This window comes from Lentisphaera araneosa HTCC2155 (assembly GCF_000170755.1).
Taxonomy (GTDB): Bacteria; Verrucomicrobiota; Lentisphaeria; order Lentisphaerales; family Lentisphaeraceae; genus Lentisphaera; species Lentisphaera araneosa.
The window spans coordinates 175,301-190,609 of record NZ_ABCK01000004.1 but is presented as its reverse complement, the minus strand read 5'-3'; the positions used below and the strand labels follow the sequence as shown (position 1 = coordinate 190,609).

General features: G+C 42.2%; 13 protein-coding genes. 6 read left to right on the top strand and 7 right to left on the bottom strand.

Features of this window, described 5'->3' with window-relative positions; all coding sequences use genetic code 11:
- The first annotated feature begins 59 nt into the window (after positions 1 to 59).
- On the top strand, positions 60 to 863 hold the full coding sequence (locus LNTAR_RS05240) for a helix-turn-helix domain-containing protein (RefSeq protein WP_007277600.1): 804 nt from the start codon (positions 60 to 62) through the stop codon (positions 861 to 863).
- Between the two features lie 455 nt (positions 864 to 1,318).
- Here LNTAR_RS05240 and LNTAR_RS05235 read toward each other — a convergent pair whose 3' ends face one another.
- Positions 1,319 to 2,302 carry a helix-turn-helix transcriptional regulator gene (locus LNTAR_RS05235; protein WP_040914285.1) on the bottom strand — a complete coding sequence of 328 codons (984 nt, stop codon included), beginning with the start codon at positions 2,300 to 2,302 and terminating at the stop codon, positions 1,319 to 1,321.
- 225 nt (positions 2,303 to 2,527) lie between these two features.
- Here LNTAR_RS05235 and LNTAR_RS05230 point away from each other — a divergent pair, with 225 nt between their 5' ends.
- Together LNTAR_RS05230 and LNTAR_RS05225 are read left to right on the top strand one after the other, a co-directional pair.
- A complete protein-coding gene (locus LNTAR_RS05230) occupies positions 2,528 to 2,872 on the top strand; it encodes a hypothetical protein (RefSeq protein WP_040914284.1) in 345 nt (114 codons plus the stop codon).
- A 398-nt stretch (positions 2,873 to 3,270) separates the two neighbouring features.
- Positions 3,271 to 3,795, top strand: coding sequence for a hypothetical protein (locus LNTAR_RS05225; RefSeq protein WP_007277596.1), 525 nt, complete (start codon positions 3,271 to 3,273; stop codon positions 3,793 to 3,795).
- A gap of 203 nt (positions 3,796 to 3,998) precedes the next feature.
- Here LNTAR_RS05225 and purU read toward each other — a convergent pair whose 3' ends face one another.
- Positions 3,999 to 4,850, bottom strand: a complete 852-nt coding sequence (gene purU, locus LNTAR_RS05220; RefSeq protein WP_007277595.1) for a formyltetrahydrofolate deformylase — start codon at positions 4,848 to 4,850, stop codon at positions 3,999 to 4,001.
- Positions 4,851 to 4,913: 63 nt separating this feature from the next.
- Positions 4,914 to 5,282 (bottom strand): DUF423 domain-containing protein, encoded by a 369-nt coding sequence (locus tag LNTAR_RS05215; protein ID WP_007277594.1) that lies wholly within the window; start codon positions 5,280 to 5,282, stop codon positions 4,914 to 4,916.
- Between the two features lie 95 nt (positions 5,283 to 5,377).
- Here LNTAR_RS05215 and rimO point away from each other — a divergent pair, with 95 nt between their 5' ends.
- Together rimO and elbB are read left to right on the top strand one after the other, a co-directional pair.
- Entirely contained in the window at positions 5,378 to 6,787 is a 1,410-nt protein-coding gene (rimO, locus tag LNTAR_RS05210) for a 30S ribosomal protein S12 methylthiotransferase RimO (RefSeq protein ID WP_007277593.1), read from the top strand.
- 177 nt (positions 6,788 to 6,964) lie between these two features.
- Positions 6,965 to 7,612 carry an isoprenoid biosynthesis glyoxalase ElbB gene (gene elbB, locus LNTAR_RS05205; protein ID WP_007277592.1) on the top strand — a complete coding sequence of 216 codons (648 nt, stop codon included), beginning with the start codon at positions 6,965 to 6,967 and terminating at the stop codon, positions 7,610 to 7,612.
- A 426-nt stretch (positions 7,613 to 8,038) separates the two neighbouring features.
- Here elbB and LNTAR_RS05200 read toward each other — a convergent pair whose 3' ends face one another.
- The 4 genes from LNTAR_RS05200 to LNTAR_RS05185 form a co-directional block, all read right to left on the bottom strand.
- The gene (locus tag LNTAR_RS05200) at positions 8,039 to 9,118 is read right to left on the bottom strand and encodes a glycoside hydrolase family 5 protein (protein WP_007277591.1); all 1,080 of its coding nucleotides are present in this window, start codon (positions 9,116 to 9,118) and stop codon (positions 8,039 to 8,041) included.
- Between the two features lie 12 nt (positions 9,119 to 9,130).
- Positions 9,131 to 10,750: a sulfatase family protein gene (locus tag LNTAR_RS05195; RefSeq protein ID WP_007277590.1), complete on the bottom strand. Its 1,620-nt coding sequence runs from the start codon at positions 10,748 to 10,750 to the stop codon at positions 9,131 to 9,133.
- A 9-nt stretch (positions 10,751 to 10,759) separates the two neighbouring features.
- On the bottom strand, positions 10,760 to 12,550 hold the full coding sequence (locus tag LNTAR_RS05190; protein WP_007277589.1) for a glycoside hydrolase family 9 protein: 1,791 nt from the start codon (positions 12,548 to 12,550) through the stop codon (positions 10,760 to 10,762).
- Positions 12,551 to 12,707: 157 nt separating this feature from the next.
- Entirely contained in the window at positions 12,708 to 14,288 is a 1,581-nt protein-coding gene (locus LNTAR_RS05185) for a glucose-6-phosphate isomerase (protein WP_007277588.1), read from the bottom strand.
- A 114-nt stretch (positions 14,289 to 14,402) separates the two neighbouring features.
- Here LNTAR_RS05185 and folP point away from each other — a divergent pair, with 114 nt between their 5' ends.
- Positions 14,403 to 15,248: a dihydropteroate synthase gene (folP, locus tag LNTAR_RS05180; protein WP_007277587.1), complete on the top strand. Its 846-nt coding sequence runs from the start codon at positions 14,403 to 14,405 to the stop codon at positions 15,246 to 15,248.
- The last annotated feature ends 61 nt before the right edge of the window (positions 15,249 to 15,309 follow it).

The following is a 15,309-nucleotide window of genomic DNA, read 5'->3' as shown; positions in this document are numbered from 1 at the left end:
TTGGTATTAAAGATATATAATAATTAATATTTATGAATGAGTTGTTTGGTAAATAAAATATGTTTTTTGGTAAAAATAATATGCTGACGCATCGCTACTTTAGTGATCAGTCTGAAAGAGTTGGCCTGGGGCAGTTGTCTAAATCTGTTAGACTTGACTTTCAGAATTTAAGGTGGCCTTGGTATGCGGTCGTTTTTATAGTCAAAGGCAAGGGTACTTATGTGGATCATAATGGTCATGAACACCCATTACGACAGGGGATGTATTTTCAAAGACTGCCACAATTGAAGCATAGTACTTTTATTGATACGAGCGAAGAATGGCAGGAAGTCTTTTTCGACTTTGGCGTCAAAACTTACGAGATGATGTTGGCGTGTCAGATGATTAAGGAGAATAAGCTTGTGGGCTTTTGCGAGATCAGCAAAAGTCTTTTGGAAACGCATCGGCAAATGATAGACAAGCTAAAAGAATGTGAAAGCCATCAAGTTCCTAGGCTACTACCTGAAATCATTGCTCTTCTGCAGGATTTTTTTGCCCAAAGTATTCAAGAGAGCCCTTCGGTGGTTCAAGAAGCTTGTGATTACCTGAGAAACAATTTTCATGTGAGTGATAAAATACAGGATTTTTGTCAGCTGCGAGCGGTGGGGTATGAGAGCTTGCGAAAGAAATTTAAAGAGGAAATGAATTGCACCCCTCGTCAGTATCAGAACTTATTTAGAATGGAAAAAGCCGTCGCCTTACTCACCCAAACAAGTCATAGTATTGAAGAGATTTCTGATCAGCTTAAATACTGCAATGCCTTTGAATTCTCCAAACAATTTAAAAAGTTTCAGGGGATCACTCCCAGTCAGTATAGGAAGTAGATCCCTATCCCCAATGATACCTACCTCCTAATATCAATCACGTTTTATTAGTCTAAAACATGATTGATCTTGTCCACGTGAGTGAGTGAAGGGATTTGAGTTTAAAATTATTGACATATCATGGTTTAGTTTTTTCATTGATATTTCTTTAAATAATCTTTAATGTGTTTCGAAGAGTGATCTCGGGATTATCAGATGGCTTTGGTAATTTCGTTTTATGAGCTTTCACACCACATTCTATTTTTTGCCCAATAAGCACGAGGTGGGGTCGGGATTTTATGTCTTTTACAGAGCTTGGCTAAGCCTCGATCCGACATGCGATATTTTTTGGATAATTGCAATAGGGATTTGGACTAGACTTCTTGATAGAGTTCTAGCCTTGTGGTTTTCTTAGTACTCATCAGGTAATCCTTTTTTCTGATAAAAGAATATTTTACTTAGAAAGAATCAAAGAATTAATGGATTTTCTGTAGTTTTTTTAACTTCTCTTTTAGTTTGTCGACGGCCGAGGGTGGGGTAATGAGTTGCAGTTCGCCACCGTAGCCGAGGACCCAGCTGATGAGAATGTCTTCGGCGACTTTGGTGTAGCGCACACAGAGGCTGCCATCCTCACGCCATTCATTAACTTGTCCCGGGAACCAATCACGTTCAGCAATTAACTGAGCCACTTGTGGTGAGGCAATAACTTCGGCATTGTCGATTGTCTTGTAGCTAAAGGGGGAGCCCATTTTGATTTTGTTAATGACTTTCAGATCCTTCTTGAAGAAGCCATCGCTGATTTCAGCCTTGCTTATGCGATGCAGGGCAAAGCTGCGGAAACCCTCTGCCTTGTGGCAATAGGCGTGGATGTACCAACTATCATTACCTAAGTAGAGTGCATGAGCATCAACTTGTCTTTCACTTTTATGTCCTCCGGCTCCACGGTAGTGAATCGTCATGGGCCGACTCTCTTGCCAGGCTGTGAGAACAGCTTTGTAGATTTCGGGAGCAATCTCGGGTATACGTGGGTCTTTGCTAATCAATGACTCCATGGCCTGAAGATCATCGGGGCTTCCTGCTAATGCAGCTTGCTGGACTTCTTCTAAACATTCTAAGGTCTCACGCAAAGGTGCTGGGATGGTCTTATTAGCAATGCGCAAAGCAAATAGATCAGTGAAGAACTCTTCTTGATCGGGAGTCTGAAAGGGAAGTTGCCAAGTTGGATCAGTGAGGTAGTAGCCTAATTCGCTATCATCGTAGTATATGGGGGCCTTGTACTCATCCCGCATGAAATCTATTTCACGACCTATGGTCTTTGTAGATACTGCATAGCTCTCTTCCTTAGCCTGGTCAGATTCCATCAGCATACGACGAAAGCTTTCTTTATTGGGATAGGTCTCTTGGCGCAACAAATTGAGAAAACGTTGCATCCGTACAATTTTGTTCTTATAAACTTTCATGAACTCTTATTAAATTCCTTACTTTCTGTTTTTAACTTCCCCATTGAACTAACTTATCCTGTGGCCAATAGTTCGCCCAGTCAATAGCATGCTGATCGCCCTTTAAATAAGCATCTATGACGAATGCTCAGTTAAACAAAAAGAATGTGCGTGTGTTTCGAGTTTTAGTAGTCAATAGGAATTAAGAGATTAGATTATGAGGAGCAAATAAATTAAGGAGGATTTATGATGGACGCATGGTTTCAGAAGTCAGATTTTGAAGGAGATGATTTTCAAGTAAGTGGTGAGGCTGATGCCTTGGCCAAATGGCAAGCCATTGATATAGCAGAGGCAGATGCCTTAATGACTAATCTCGAAGAGCAGGGCGATGATTTCTGTCCTTGGGGAATCTCGTTCTATAACGAAGATGGCATTCAGATACATATCTGGCGTGAGTCGCAAGAGAATGATACTTATGGTGTCAGAATCTCAAAAAATGCTAAAGAAAATACCATCGATGATGTTCCTGTGGCCATGGTTCCAGTGATGATCAAAACCTTCTATAGTAAGTGGTCAACATTGCTTCCATAAGTTAGACACTTGCGCTGCGCTTAAATTTTTAATTCTCAATTTTGAATTTTTAATTGAAGTTCAAGGGAAATTTAACCACAGATTTCACGGATTAACACAGATGGTTTAGAGCAATTGTAGGCACTTTAATTTTAAATTTTTAATGGAAGGGCAAGGGCTAGACTCGCCTGAGACGCGTTAAAAATTCGGAGGTGTCTACGGAGATTTTAAAAACATATTGATTCCTTTTTATCCAGTTTAATGGGGGAAAATAAAAAATCGTCAAAGAGTGCCACCAAAGGCAATCCAAAGTTTGTGGAACCAACACCTAAAAAAATCAAAGAACAAGGAAATATAAGCTCTTGATTTATTTTTATGCATGAGTCCATTTGTTTAATATAATTAAGGGATATGATGACATGACGAAAGATGATAAAATTGAAGCACTTCAAATAATTAGTAAAAGACTTGTTTACACTACCGCGATCATGATGCTTGTCGCAGGCGGAGTTTCACTGGGTGGAATATTTCAAGACCGAATTATGATTTCTTGGTTAGTAATTTCATGTGGTATAATTGGCGGCTTTGTCAGTATCCAGCAAAGATTAAAGAGAATGGAGGACAATGAACTAAAGCTACTCAGTCAATCATGGCCTCAAATTTTAGTCATACCTCTCTTTGGGGGGGTTTTTGCTATGGTTCTCTATATCATGGTTCTTTCAGGAATTGTTGACGGTGATTTATTCCCCAATTTTTACATTCAAAAACCTGAAGGTATTCCTGATAATGAATTTTTAGAGAGTCTTTTATGGAAAACATATCCAATGACTGGAGAAGATTTTGGGAAATTACTTTTTTGGTCTTTTGCAGCGGGTTTTTCCGAAAGATTAGTCCCCTCCTTAATCAACTCAAAAGTGAACACGACTGAAGAAAACCCGCCATAGTTTTACACATTAGATAAGCTCGTCTTAGACGCGTTAATAATTCTGTGGATGAAGTATTGTCCGCAATTGCCAAGCTGGAGCTTGGCGGTCCCAGGGGGGGGCGAAGCGGAGCTTCTTAGGAAGCGATCCAAATAATTATACATAACATATATTATGCGACATTGTTGATATGGGTAATTATGAGTTCGTGTGAATTGAGAGATTTAGTCGAAAATGATGGTACGGCCTTTGTAAACGATGATACGATCGGATGCGTGGGCTTTTACCGCATTTGAAAGAACGCTGTTTTCCATGTCTCGCCCTGCACGAACCATGTCTTCGGCTGAGTGTGCGTGAGTGACTGGTACAGTGACTTGGTCAATGATGGGTCCCATATCGAGTTCTTCGTTGGCGTAATGACTCGTCGATCCAATAAGCTTAACACCTTTAGTATACGCTTGGTGGTAAGGCTTAGCACCTTTAAAGGCTGGCAAGAAGCCGTGGTGAACATTGATAATTTTATTGGGATATGCGTTGATGAGTGTTGGCGTAAGAATCTGCATATAACGTGCCATGGCCACGAAGTCGACCTTTTCCTTTTGAAAGAGATCTACGGCTGCTTGATCAGCTTCTTCGCGATTGTCTTTGTTACGTGGAATATGGTGATAAGGAACATTGAAATGCTCTGCAGTTGCTTTTAAATCGGGATGATTACTAAGGATTAGAGCTATGTCCACGTCCAATTCGCCATACTTGTGTTTAAGCAGTAAATCGTAGAGGCAATGATCGTATTTGGAAACCATGATGGCTAAGCGTTTCTTTTCGTCTTTAAAGCTCACTGACCAATTAAAACCAATGAGTTCTGACTTGGCTTTTAAGCGCGTTTCGAGTATGGAGCGATCACAATTGAGTTCTGAACAATCAAACTTAACGTACATGAAAAATTGCTCATCGAGTTCTTCACGGTGTTGTTGAGCATCAATAATATTAGCGGAACAATCGGCTAATATCTGACAAACTTCGGCAACGATTCCCTTGCGGTCGGGACAGCTGATTTTTAATACTGCAGTAGACATGGTATTTCCTGAAATTTTATTTGTTCAACTTTAATCTCTTAAGTGTATGTGACCAGTATTCTTTTACTGATTTTCAGAATTATCCTGAAAGCTGGAGATAAGTAGAATAATCCACGAGAGTATCATAGCTAGCCCCCCTATTGGTACGATAGCGCCTAGAAATTTGGGTGCTCCCATGGCCATGGCGTAGAGGCAGCCCGAGAAAACCAAACAGCCAAAGAGGTTCGTATACATGACTTTGCGTTGACGATTGATGGCGAGATATAGCATCAGACCCGTACAAAACATGTGGTAGCGACTGGCCTTGTCGAACCAATCGACTTGGGGTTCTTCGAGTTTTAAAGCGTGAGCGCCGAAGGCACCGAGTGCAATACAGAGCACCCCCATAATTGACGCAATTCTAAGCGCCAGTGGATCTTGTAGATTTTTCATATAATCATCTCATTGATTTCTATTCGTGTTGGAGAGCTTGTATTTTTGGATAAAATCAATACTCTGTCAGCAAAATAATTTAAAGGAAATAACTTATGCCTAAAACAGCAAAAATCTGCGTCAGTAGTCTAGGTTGTGCAAAAAACCTTGTGGACACTGAAGTTATGCTTGGTAGCATGGCCAAAAGTGGTGTTGTGATCACTGGTGATTTAAACGATGCGGATATCTTCGTCGTCAATACTTGTAGCTTCATTGAAGGTGCACGTCAGGAATCAAACGCAGCCATTATGGATGCCATTACTTGGAAGAAAAAACGTAAGAGTCGCAAAGTCGTGGTTGCTGGTTGCTTGCCCCAACGTAGTCCAGAAGAAACTAAAAAGAATCACCCTGATGTGGACTTATTCCTCGGTCTCGACGATGTAGCAAGTATTGGTACCATGGTAAATAACTTGTTGCGCAAAATGCCGACGATGAATACGATTCAAAAAGATGATCTACCTGTTTATCTTTACGATGAAAATACGCCGCGTCTTTTAGTGACTCCTTCGCATTATGCCTACATCAAAATCTCAGAAGGCTGTAATCACAAATGTAGTTTCTGTGCAATTCCTACTTTCCGTGGCAAACTCCGTAGCCGTACAATCGAATCTATTGTCAAAGAGGCTCAAGCCCTACTCAATCGCGGTGTTCGCGAAATCATTCTCGTTTCTCAAGATTCCACGGGTTATGGCTCGGATTTAAAAGATGGTTCTAGTACTGCAGAACTTCTCAAAGCTCTCGACAAACTCGATTGCGATGAGTACTGGGTCCGCTTGCTTTATCTTTATCCAACAACGGTCACTGATGAGTTGATCGAAACTTTTGCCCAGTCTAAGCACATTGCTAAATACATTGATATGCCACTTCAGCATGGTGCAGATAAGGTCTTAAAAACTATGCGTCGTGGTATCACTCGCAAACGTACTGAGATTCTTCTTGATAAATTCCGCAAAGCAATGCCAGGCGTTGTCATGCGTACCACCCTACTCGTTGGTCACCCAGGTGAAGGCGAAGAAGAATTCCAAGAGTGCCTGGACTTTGTAAAAGAACAGCAATTCGACCGCTTGGGTGTTTTCACTTATTCACATGAGGAAAATACTCACGCTAGATCTTTGGAAGATTTCACCGATCCCGAAACATCAGCAGCGCGTCGCGATCAGATCATGGCGGTTCAGCAAGAGATTTCCTACGAGAAAAATCAGCGTTTTGCCGGTCAAGATTTACGCGTCATTGTTGACGAAGCTTTCCTCAAAACAGATATCGATCCCAATGACGAGCGATTTGACGAAGCAATCATGGAAGAAGCTGGTGATTACTACGTGCTCTCACGTACTGAAGGCGATGCTCCTGACGTTGATAACCTCGTGCATTTCTCTGCAGATGAAGCGATCCTCGATCAGCAGTTCCTCACGGTACACATTGAAGAGGCAACGGATTACGACCTCTATGGTCAGCTAGTTAAGTAATTCACTTTTTCATCACTTCAAAAAGGCTTCTCAAAAATGGGAAGCCTTTTTTGTTTTAAATTTTATTAAGTAAGTTGGATCTTAAAAAAGATTTAAAGAAGAATTCACATGCGGCACTGGCAGATTTAATTGAGTGGTTTTAGTTTAAGCCAAACAATTAAATCAGTGAGGTTTTAAATGAAAATTGCCGTTATTTTAGCCGGTTCAGGAGTCTTTGATGGCTCGGAAATTCATGAAGCAACTCTCAGCCTACTCGCTTTAGATCAAGCGGGAGTTGAGTATCAGTGCATTGCACCCAATATTGAACAGAGTGCCAATGTTAATCACCTCAATAATGAGGCGCTTTCCAGTGCAAGAAATGTTTTAGAGGAATCCGCACGTATTGCGCGAGGCAATGTCTTGGATCTTGCCGAAGCTAAATCCTCTGACTACGACGCCCTACTCATTCCTGGTGGTTTTGGTGCCGCTCTCAATCTCTGTGATTTTGCCCTTAAAGGCCCTGAATGCAGTGTAAATAAGAACTTAGAAGACTTTATTCTCGAATTCTATCAAGATCGTAAAGCAATCGGTGCTATGTGCATTGCCCCTGCGCTCATCGCAAAAGTCCTCGGCAAGGAAGACGTCTTAGTGACGATTGGTAATGATGAGGGAACTGCGGATGCAATAGAAGCCTGTGGTGCAATTCATGAAAATTGTGCTGTGGATTCCATTGTTGTGGACGAAGCCAATCGCGTCGTGACAACACCTGCCTATATGTTGGCGAGTGGTCCTGCCGAAGCTTGGTCAGGAATTGAAAAGCTAGTCAAAAAAGTGATTAAATTTTAGATTCATTGTCATGAAGGAAAAAAGGGTATATCGGGCCCAGCCCCGAACCCCGTGAGGGTTGCCACCCTCAACTGGCAACTGAGGAGCATCTTGGGGGTATGACTCGGGGCTACAATTTAGGCTACTCATGTCGTGTACCTAAAGGCACACAAATTTTCCGTTATCATCCTAAACCCCACATTCACATGTGGGACTAATTAAATTATCATCGCGTTGCGATTTTATAGATGCTAATACTCGGGGCCAGCCCCGAACCCCGTGAGGGTTGCCACCCTCAACTGGCGGCTGAGGGCTTCGCCCTGATGGTAAAATATTGAGGGATGCGCCCTGATTAAGGGATAGACTCGGGGCCAGCCCGAACCCCGTGAGGGTTGCCACCCTCAACTGGCGACTGAGGGCTTCGCCCTGTTTATGAAAACTAAAAGATTATTTACTTTTTGCTTGAACCTGAGGTTTCGCATCTTCGAAAAAAGTAATGTTCTTAGTCATCACGTCTTTAAAGAACATGCCCTGGCCTTCTCGAGGCGAATAATCGCGTTCAATGAGTGAGGGTGTCCAGGACCAATGAAAGCACCATACAGTCCAGCTCACATTGTGTTTATCAAAGTAATTTACGAGGCGCTTGCCCCAGGCTTCATCACCAATACAAGGAATGTGGGCGCCTTTATCATCTTCGGACATGAAGCCAAACTCAGTGGCAATGAGTGGGTATTTCTGCGACATGAAGCCCCACATCTTATCCCATTTTTCTTCCATGCTACTATTCTTATCATCTTTTGATTTTTGTGGATAAGGATGAACTGCGTAAGCGAGGTTATCGAGTAAAAAAGGTTTGTCTTTTGCATCTCTTAAGTCATAGGCCCAATTGAGTCCACCAGCAATAATCACTGTATCATCATCATTGTAGCGGATTGTGGCGCCGATCATTTGAACGAGTGCACGCCATTCGTCCCAAGTCATTTCTCCGAGTTTACCGAAGAAAGTTGTGGGTTCATTGAAAATTTCATAAAACGCCACTGTGGGTTCATTTTTATAACGCTTAGACATGAGATCCCAAAAGTCGAGAGTTTCTTCGAGAGTCGTGATGTATCCGTCACGCTGGAATTTCCTTTCCTTGAGATTGCCAATTGAATGCCAATCAATGATGATGGAAATGTTGCGAGCTTTTGACCATTTAACGGCATTATCAAAAGCTTCAAAGTAAAATTCCTTCCCATGCTTTTGCCAGTTCTTAGGAGCAACGGGAATGCGAACGACATTGGCGCCCCATTTTTGAATGTGGTCAAAGTGAGCTTCGTTCCATTCATTTTCATCGGTCAAAACCGCAGGGTCATTGAGGGCTAAGCCTTTATAGATCATCTTTGATCCATCGGGCTTAACTAATAAATTGCCTTCAACGCGAACTTTTTGTACTTTCTGGGCTTGCTCTTCACTTGAAGTGCTTTGACATGAGCTCGTTAACAATAATATGCTGAGTAAGCTGCTAAGTAATAATAATTTTTTCATTCTGATTCTCATTTATAGATTATAATCGCCGGGCAATTCAGTGGTAATCTCTTTCAAGACTTTTTGCATCTCTTTGAGCTTAGCCTGATATTCGGGGCTTTTAGCCAAGTTTTTCTGTTCTTTAGGATCGAGTTCTAGATTATAGAGCTGGTCTTGGTCGTAGTAGCTAGGATACGAACCTGTAGATCTTGATTCAGCGTGACCACCACCAGGTAGCGCAGTGAGGTGACTGAAGGGTGCTTTGGGGTCTTCAGTGACAATTTCGATGTGCTTGCGACGGCGCTCTGCATTCCATTCTTCAAGAGCTTTAGTTCTTTCTTCAAGAGTCATCTCATCGTATTTAGCTGGGTAACGCACTGCTAAGTACTTCCAGTTTCCGACGCGAACCGCACGTGCGTAACCGAGTTCATGGTAAAGCACACGTTGCTGTGGAGCTTCTTTTTCTTTGTTGAGGTAAGGAAGAAAGCTGAGTCCATCAAAGTTTTTGTTTTCAGCGTCGCCGCCAGCCATATCAACGATGGTGGGGGCAAAGTCAACGTTAGAAACGAGGGCGTCGAGTTTTTGGCCGACTTTGAAGCCACCTTTTTTCCAAACGATACTCGGGTTGTGAACTCCACCTTGATAAAGTGTTCCTTTAGAATTTTGGCCGTGATCATTAAAAAAGAAAATGATTGTGTTATCTAATTTGCCTTGTTCCTCAAGAGTTTTGAATAATGCTCCCAATGAATCATCTAACCACAACATATTGCAGGTGTCTTTATTGACGGGGTAGCCATTAGCTTTTAAACGTTTAGGAATGGTGTTTCGAGCTGGTTGTACAGTTAATTCTTTGTCTAAGTAACCAAGGGGAGTAATCAGTGGGTTGGCATTCCACGAACGTTTAGCTTCTTCTGGAGCGTGGGGAATCGTTGTGGCAAGGTAGAGGAAAAAGGGATTGTCGCGCTTTTGCTTGAGAAAATCAACTGAACTCTGAGTAATCCAGTCCATGTTTTGTACTGCAACTTCATGGAGACCTAAGAAGTCAGGATTGTTGTGATATACATTGCCCACATGATCGAAACCCGCTTCGCGCATGGCTTGTTGCACGTGATCGTGATTAGCTTTGAGAATAGCTACATTTTTTAGATCCTTGGCACTCCCATCAAAATCTTTAGGACGTTTGAGTCCATGGGCGTGAACAACGTGGTTTTTACCACTCATTGAAGTCGTGTAACCTAATTTCTGGAGGTACTTAGGCAAACTTGGATCTTTTTTGGTGATATGCGTATTAAACTCAACCACTGTTTGATTATCGTTTGAGGCTGTCACTTGTTTGAAGAAGGGATTGCTTGCCCTACTGGCGTACTTGCCCGTTAAGCAGTTATAACGGCTTGGAGTACAAACTGGTGAGACCACGTGTTGTTCCATGAGTACCACACCTTCATTTGCCATGCGGTCGAGGTTAGGCGTGTAGTTTTTACCCTTGCCTTCTGGCAAGCAGTTAAAGTGCATAGGCAGCATATCATCGGCAATAAAAAAGATGATATTAGGACGGTCTTGATCGCCTGGGACTTGTTGGTCTTTATTGCCTACAGCAAACAATGCGGAAGGAAGTGCCAGAGCTGTTAGAGCTAGTTTTGTAAATAATTTCATGTTTATTCCTTACTTAGAGTCTTGACTTAAAACGAAATCCAAATACCCACTGACAAAAACGAGTGGTGCATTCCAGTTGATGGCGGATTCATTAGTTGAAAAAGATTGTTTATCATCGATATGAGAAAGTGCGGGTAAAACTGATGAGTAAGCCTCGGGTCCGAGATCCCAAATAATTTCCCAAGGATTAGGTCCTCCAACGAGAATACCTGGGATTGGCTCCTTAACTCCATCAGACATACAAAGGCGGTTATGAACATTCATACTTGATTTTGAACCATAGGAAGTTACAAAGCAATGGTTGAGAGGATTTTTTCCTAACAAATAATCCATGTGAGAGATCGCCAAGTTCAGGTATTTCTTTTTACCCGTGAGTTTGTGACACATTAGCGAGAGCATCGCTTGGTTGGCGACGAAGCCATTACTGCCCCATTCATAGCGTTTATTGCCCATACGATAAGCGATGCCCGTTGCCTGCATGGCGTCAAAGATGAGGTAGTCAACAAATTCAGTCATGCGTTGTTCCACGACTTTCATATCAATATGTGCTTTAACTTTGCTACTATTATTTATGAGGGAAACATAAGGCAATGCGTGAACGTGAGTCCAAACGGGTGAATGGAGATCGAGTTGGGGCACTCCCGCTTTTTTTAGATAGCTTTTATCTCCCGTGGTGATAAAAATCTCTGTAGCTGCCCAAGTAAACTCATCGGTCATGGAATAGTTTTCGTCTTCGTACTTACCCGTTTGACAGTCTTTAGCTTGTTCGAAGCGTGCCCAAGGGTTTTTCTGTGCCCAAGCATAAGCTTTTTTAGATTTTTCGATTGCGCGTTCCGCAAAACCGGGGAATTGCTTAGGGTATTTGGCAAAGATGCGTGATGCGACAGCCATAGTGGCTGAATAATTTAGTGTGGCCGAAGTCGTTTTACCCATCATCCAACGCTTGTCATTATGCTGGTGAGGAAGTTTGTCAATCGGTGCAAATTGCATGGTGCTGAGTTTGTGGTAAACACCACCGTCAATGGGGTCTTGCATTTGTTCAAACCATTTCACATTCCACCAAGCCTCATCGAGGATGTCTGGAACGCCATTGCCACTCTCTGGCAGATTCATTGAGCCATCAGGAAAAACTTTAGGAAGAGCTTCGTAGAGTGAGAGTAAACCAAAAGTGGTGATGCCCGAGTTTACGGAATACTTATTGTAATCACCTGCATCAAACCAGCCACCAGGTGCTGACATTTTTGTCCCTGCCTTTTGACCACTCCAAGCCGCGCCTTCATGAACGAAAACCTCTGTGTCGGGCTTGCCAGCTGGGCGGTGCCATTTGCCACCATTTTCTTTGGAAATCTCACCAGAACAACGGAAGTAATAAAGCATTTTTAATGCGGACTTGCTCAAATTTTTATAAGGTGCCTGAGAAATTTCAAAGGGGTAGGATTTTTCATTGCCAATTTTGAGGAAATAAGTGCCCTGCTCTTTTACTTCACTAAAGTCAGCGAGGCGAACCGCTTCTTTTGAAAAGGGGTAATAATTAGCCTGCATCAGTTTTCCACTGAAAACTGACTTTTCTTTACCTTGTTCGAGTTTGATGAGTTCAAAACTGGCACCTGGCCCCCAACGTTCGGAAGTTTTAAATACGCTAAGTGGAGCTTGTACTGCAGCTGTTTTTTCTTCGCCACTGAAGTAGCCCACTTGATTGACGCGAATTTTCTCACTGAGTTTTGCGTTTTCCGCAAATGCATAAGAAGTCGTGCAGGTTAAACCGAGTAAAAATGAATTGAGTTTTTTTGATAAGCTCATGAAGTAATATCCTAAATAAAAGTGTGGTTTCTTAGTTCAATTAATAACTAAGACCCGATCAAAATTGACAGACAATGGAAAAAATACTTCGATTTAGTTTAAACAAAAAAGCATCACCCCATGAGGTGATGCTTTGTAAAGAGCTGAACTTAAAGAATTAGAGACCTAAAGTCTTTAAGTACTCCTTAGCGTTTTCAGCTTCGACGTCTTGGCCAGTGAAGATGTCGATAATTTCATTCGCAAGAACTTTACCGAGTTGAACACCTTCTTGGTCAAAAGAGTTGATATTCCAAACGAAACCTTGGAAGGCAATCTTGTTTTCATAGAGAGCAAGTAAAGCCCCCATGATTTCTGGCGTTAATTGCTCAGCGAAAAGCATCGAGTTCGGACGATTACCAGGGAAAACTTTGTTGGGGTTATCAGAAGTCTTGCCCGTAGCTAAACCAATTGACTGAGCAATAAGGTTTGCTAGAAGTTTTTGCTGTGAGGAAGTCCCTTTCACATCGAGATCTTTTTGGTACTGAGACTTAGCAAAACCAATGAAGTCGCAAGGAACCACTGTTTCGCTCTGGTGAATGAGCTGATAGAAAGCGTGCTGACCATTAGTACCTGGCTCACCCCAAACGATTGGGCCTGTTGCAAAATCAACTGTTTCGCCCTGACGATTGACGCGCTTACCATTACTTTCCATGTCACACTGCTGAAGGTGAGCCGCAAAACGACTGAGTGCTTGTGAGTAAGGAAGGACCGCAAGTGTTTCGTGGTCAAGGAAGTTTCTGTTCCAAATCCCAATTAGTGCCATGAGCAGTGGAAGATTTTTGCGAACGTCGCGATTTTGTGAGTTGAGATCGATTTTGCGAGCTCCGCGGAGGAAGTTTATGAAGTTATCATAACCGAGACCGAATGAGAGCATAACTGCACCCACCATTGAAGTAACGCTGTAGCGACCACCAACATAATCGAACATATAGAATGAACGAAGGTATTTGTCGGGATTATCCATGGGGCTACCTTTGCCAGTTACGCAAACAAAGTGATCTTTTGGATTGAGGCCAGCCGCTTCGAAGTTCGACGCTACGAGTGTCTCGTTGGTTAAAGTCTCGAGAGTAGATCCAGATTTAGAAATAACGCAAACAAGGCTACGCTCGAGATCGGCATCAATGAGCACTGCCGCAGCATCATCGGGGTCAACGTTAGAAATGAAGTGAACTTTGCGACCCTCAACTGCGTAGGCTTTTAAAGCGAGATAAACTGCGCGAGGACCTAAATCAGATCCGCCAATACCCACGAGAATCATCTCGTTAAATTTTTCGCCTTTGGCATTGAGGATTGTTCCGTTTTCAATTTCATCGCAAAAAGTTTTGAGCTTAGCTATCTCAGCTTTAGCACCATTCACAGCTTCTTGGTCAGAGAGGAAACCTTCTGGGAGATCATCGAAAACATCGCGCATTGCTGTGTGAAGTACTTGGCGATCTTCACATTCAAAACCATCAATCTTATTCATATTCTCGCCACCCATCATGCGTGAGAATTGTGTTACAGCATCAGTTTCATCTGCTAAACCTTGAAGCGCATCGACGACTTCTTCATTCAGTCTTTGACATGCGTAAACATAATCAATACCAAGGGCACTTGATTTCATCGATTCGAAACGACCTTTGAGTGCTTTGTCCTGTGTCAAATCATAGGAGTTTGCTGATAATTCTTGCAACAATGCGTAAGATTTGCTGTTTTTCATTGTTTATCCTTGTTTTTTGTATTTATAAACTAGATTGAAATTAATAAATCAGTTTTTTTTTACAACCCTAGTGACACAGCTTATGCTCATTAGATTGAGCAAATATGAAATTTTATGAATAGAAAAACTTATACTTGGCAATGCCGCGACAAAACGCTCCTACTTGGCGAGCGTACTTTAATCATGGGAATCCTCAACGCCACACCTGATTCTTTCTCTGATGGTGGACAATATTATTCCTTAGATAAAGCCCTTGAACACTCATTAGAGATGATCGATGATGGCGCTGACATTATCGATATTGGAGGCGAATCAACCCGTCCAGGCGCTATAAAAGTGAGCTTAGAAGATGAACTCAATCGAACGATTCCCCTTATTAAGGAACTGCGCAAAAGAAGTGATGTGGCAATAAGTATTGATACTACGAAGGCAAGTGTTGCACGTGAAGCTCTTTTAGCTGGTGCAAATATCATTAATGATGTGAGTGGTTTTCAATTGGACCCCAACATGGCGCAAATGGCTCAAGAACTTGAAGCTGGCTGTGCCATCATGCACATGCGTGGAACTCCCGATAACATGCAAAAAAAATGCGATTACAGCGATTTAGTTGAAGAAGTTAAGGCTGAGTTACAGGCAAGCGTCGATTCATTGTTATCAATGGGGCTTAAGCAAAATCAATTAGTGATTGATCCCGGTATCGGATTTAGCAAAACGGCTGAGCAGAACATTAGCCTCATGAAAAACCTCTATCAATTCTCTTCTATGGACTACCCTATCCTCCTTGGGACATCAAGAAAATCCTTTATTGGTCACATATTGGATGAAAGTGATGCTAAAGAAAGGGTTTGGGGTACAGCGGCGAGTCTTTGTGTGGGTATTCAGCAAGGAGCCCACATCATGCGCGTTCACGATGTAAAAGAGATGGCTCAAGTATGTAAGGTCTATGATATCTGCAGTTGACGTAAGCTAGGCGTCCACTATTGTAGGCGAAATTAAATTTTTATCTAAGGTTAAAACTAGA

Coding starts and splice junctions, on each gene's coding strand:
- elbB (WP_007277592.1), top strand. CDS start 6,965: ATGAAAATTGCCGTTATTTTAGCCGGTTCAGGAGTCTTTGATGGCTCG.
- purU (WP_007277595.1), bottom strand. CDS start 4,850: ATGTCTACTGCAGTATTAAAAATCAGCTGTCCCGACCGCAAGGGAATC.
- LNTAR_RS05190 (WP_007277589.1), bottom strand. CDS start 12,550: ATGAGCTTATCAAAAAAACTCAATTCATTTTTACTCGGTTTAACCTGC.
- LNTAR_RS05230 (WP_040914284.1), top strand. CDS start 2,528: ATGATGGACGCATGGTTTCAGAAGTCAGATTTTGAAGGAGATGATTTT.
- rimO (WP_007277593.1), top strand. CDS start 5,378: ATGCCTAAAACAGCAAAAATCTGCGTCAGTAGTCTAGGTTGTGCAAAA.
- LNTAR_RS05195 (WP_007277590.1), bottom strand. CDS start 10,750: ATGAAATTATTTACAAAACTAGCTCTAACAGCTCTGGCACTTCCTTCC.
- LNTAR_RS05200 (WP_007277591.1), bottom strand. CDS start 9,118: ATGAAAAAATTATTATTACTTAGCAGCTTACTCAGCATATTATTGTTA.
- folP (WP_007277587.1), top strand. CDS start 14,403: ATGAATAGAAAAACTTATACTTGGCAATGCCGCGACAAAACGCTCCTA.
- LNTAR_RS05235 (WP_040914285.1), bottom strand. CDS start 2,302: ATGAAAGTTTATAAGAACAAAATTGTACGGATGCAACGTTTTCTCAAT.
- LNTAR_RS05240 (WP_007277600.1), top strand. CDS start 60: ATGTTTTTTGGTAAAAATAATATGCTGACGCATCGCTACTTTAGTGAT.
- LNTAR_RS05185 (WP_007277588.1), bottom strand. CDS start 14,288: ATGAAAAACAGCAAATCTTACGCATTGTTGCAAGAATTATCAGCAAAC.
- LNTAR_RS05215 (WP_007277594.1), bottom strand. CDS start 5,282: ATGAAAAATCTACAAGATCCACTGGCGCTTAGAATTGCGTCAATTATG.
- LNTAR_RS05225 (WP_007277596.1), top strand. CDS start 3,271: ATGACGAAAGATGATAAAATTGAAGCACTTCAAATAATTAGTAAAAGA.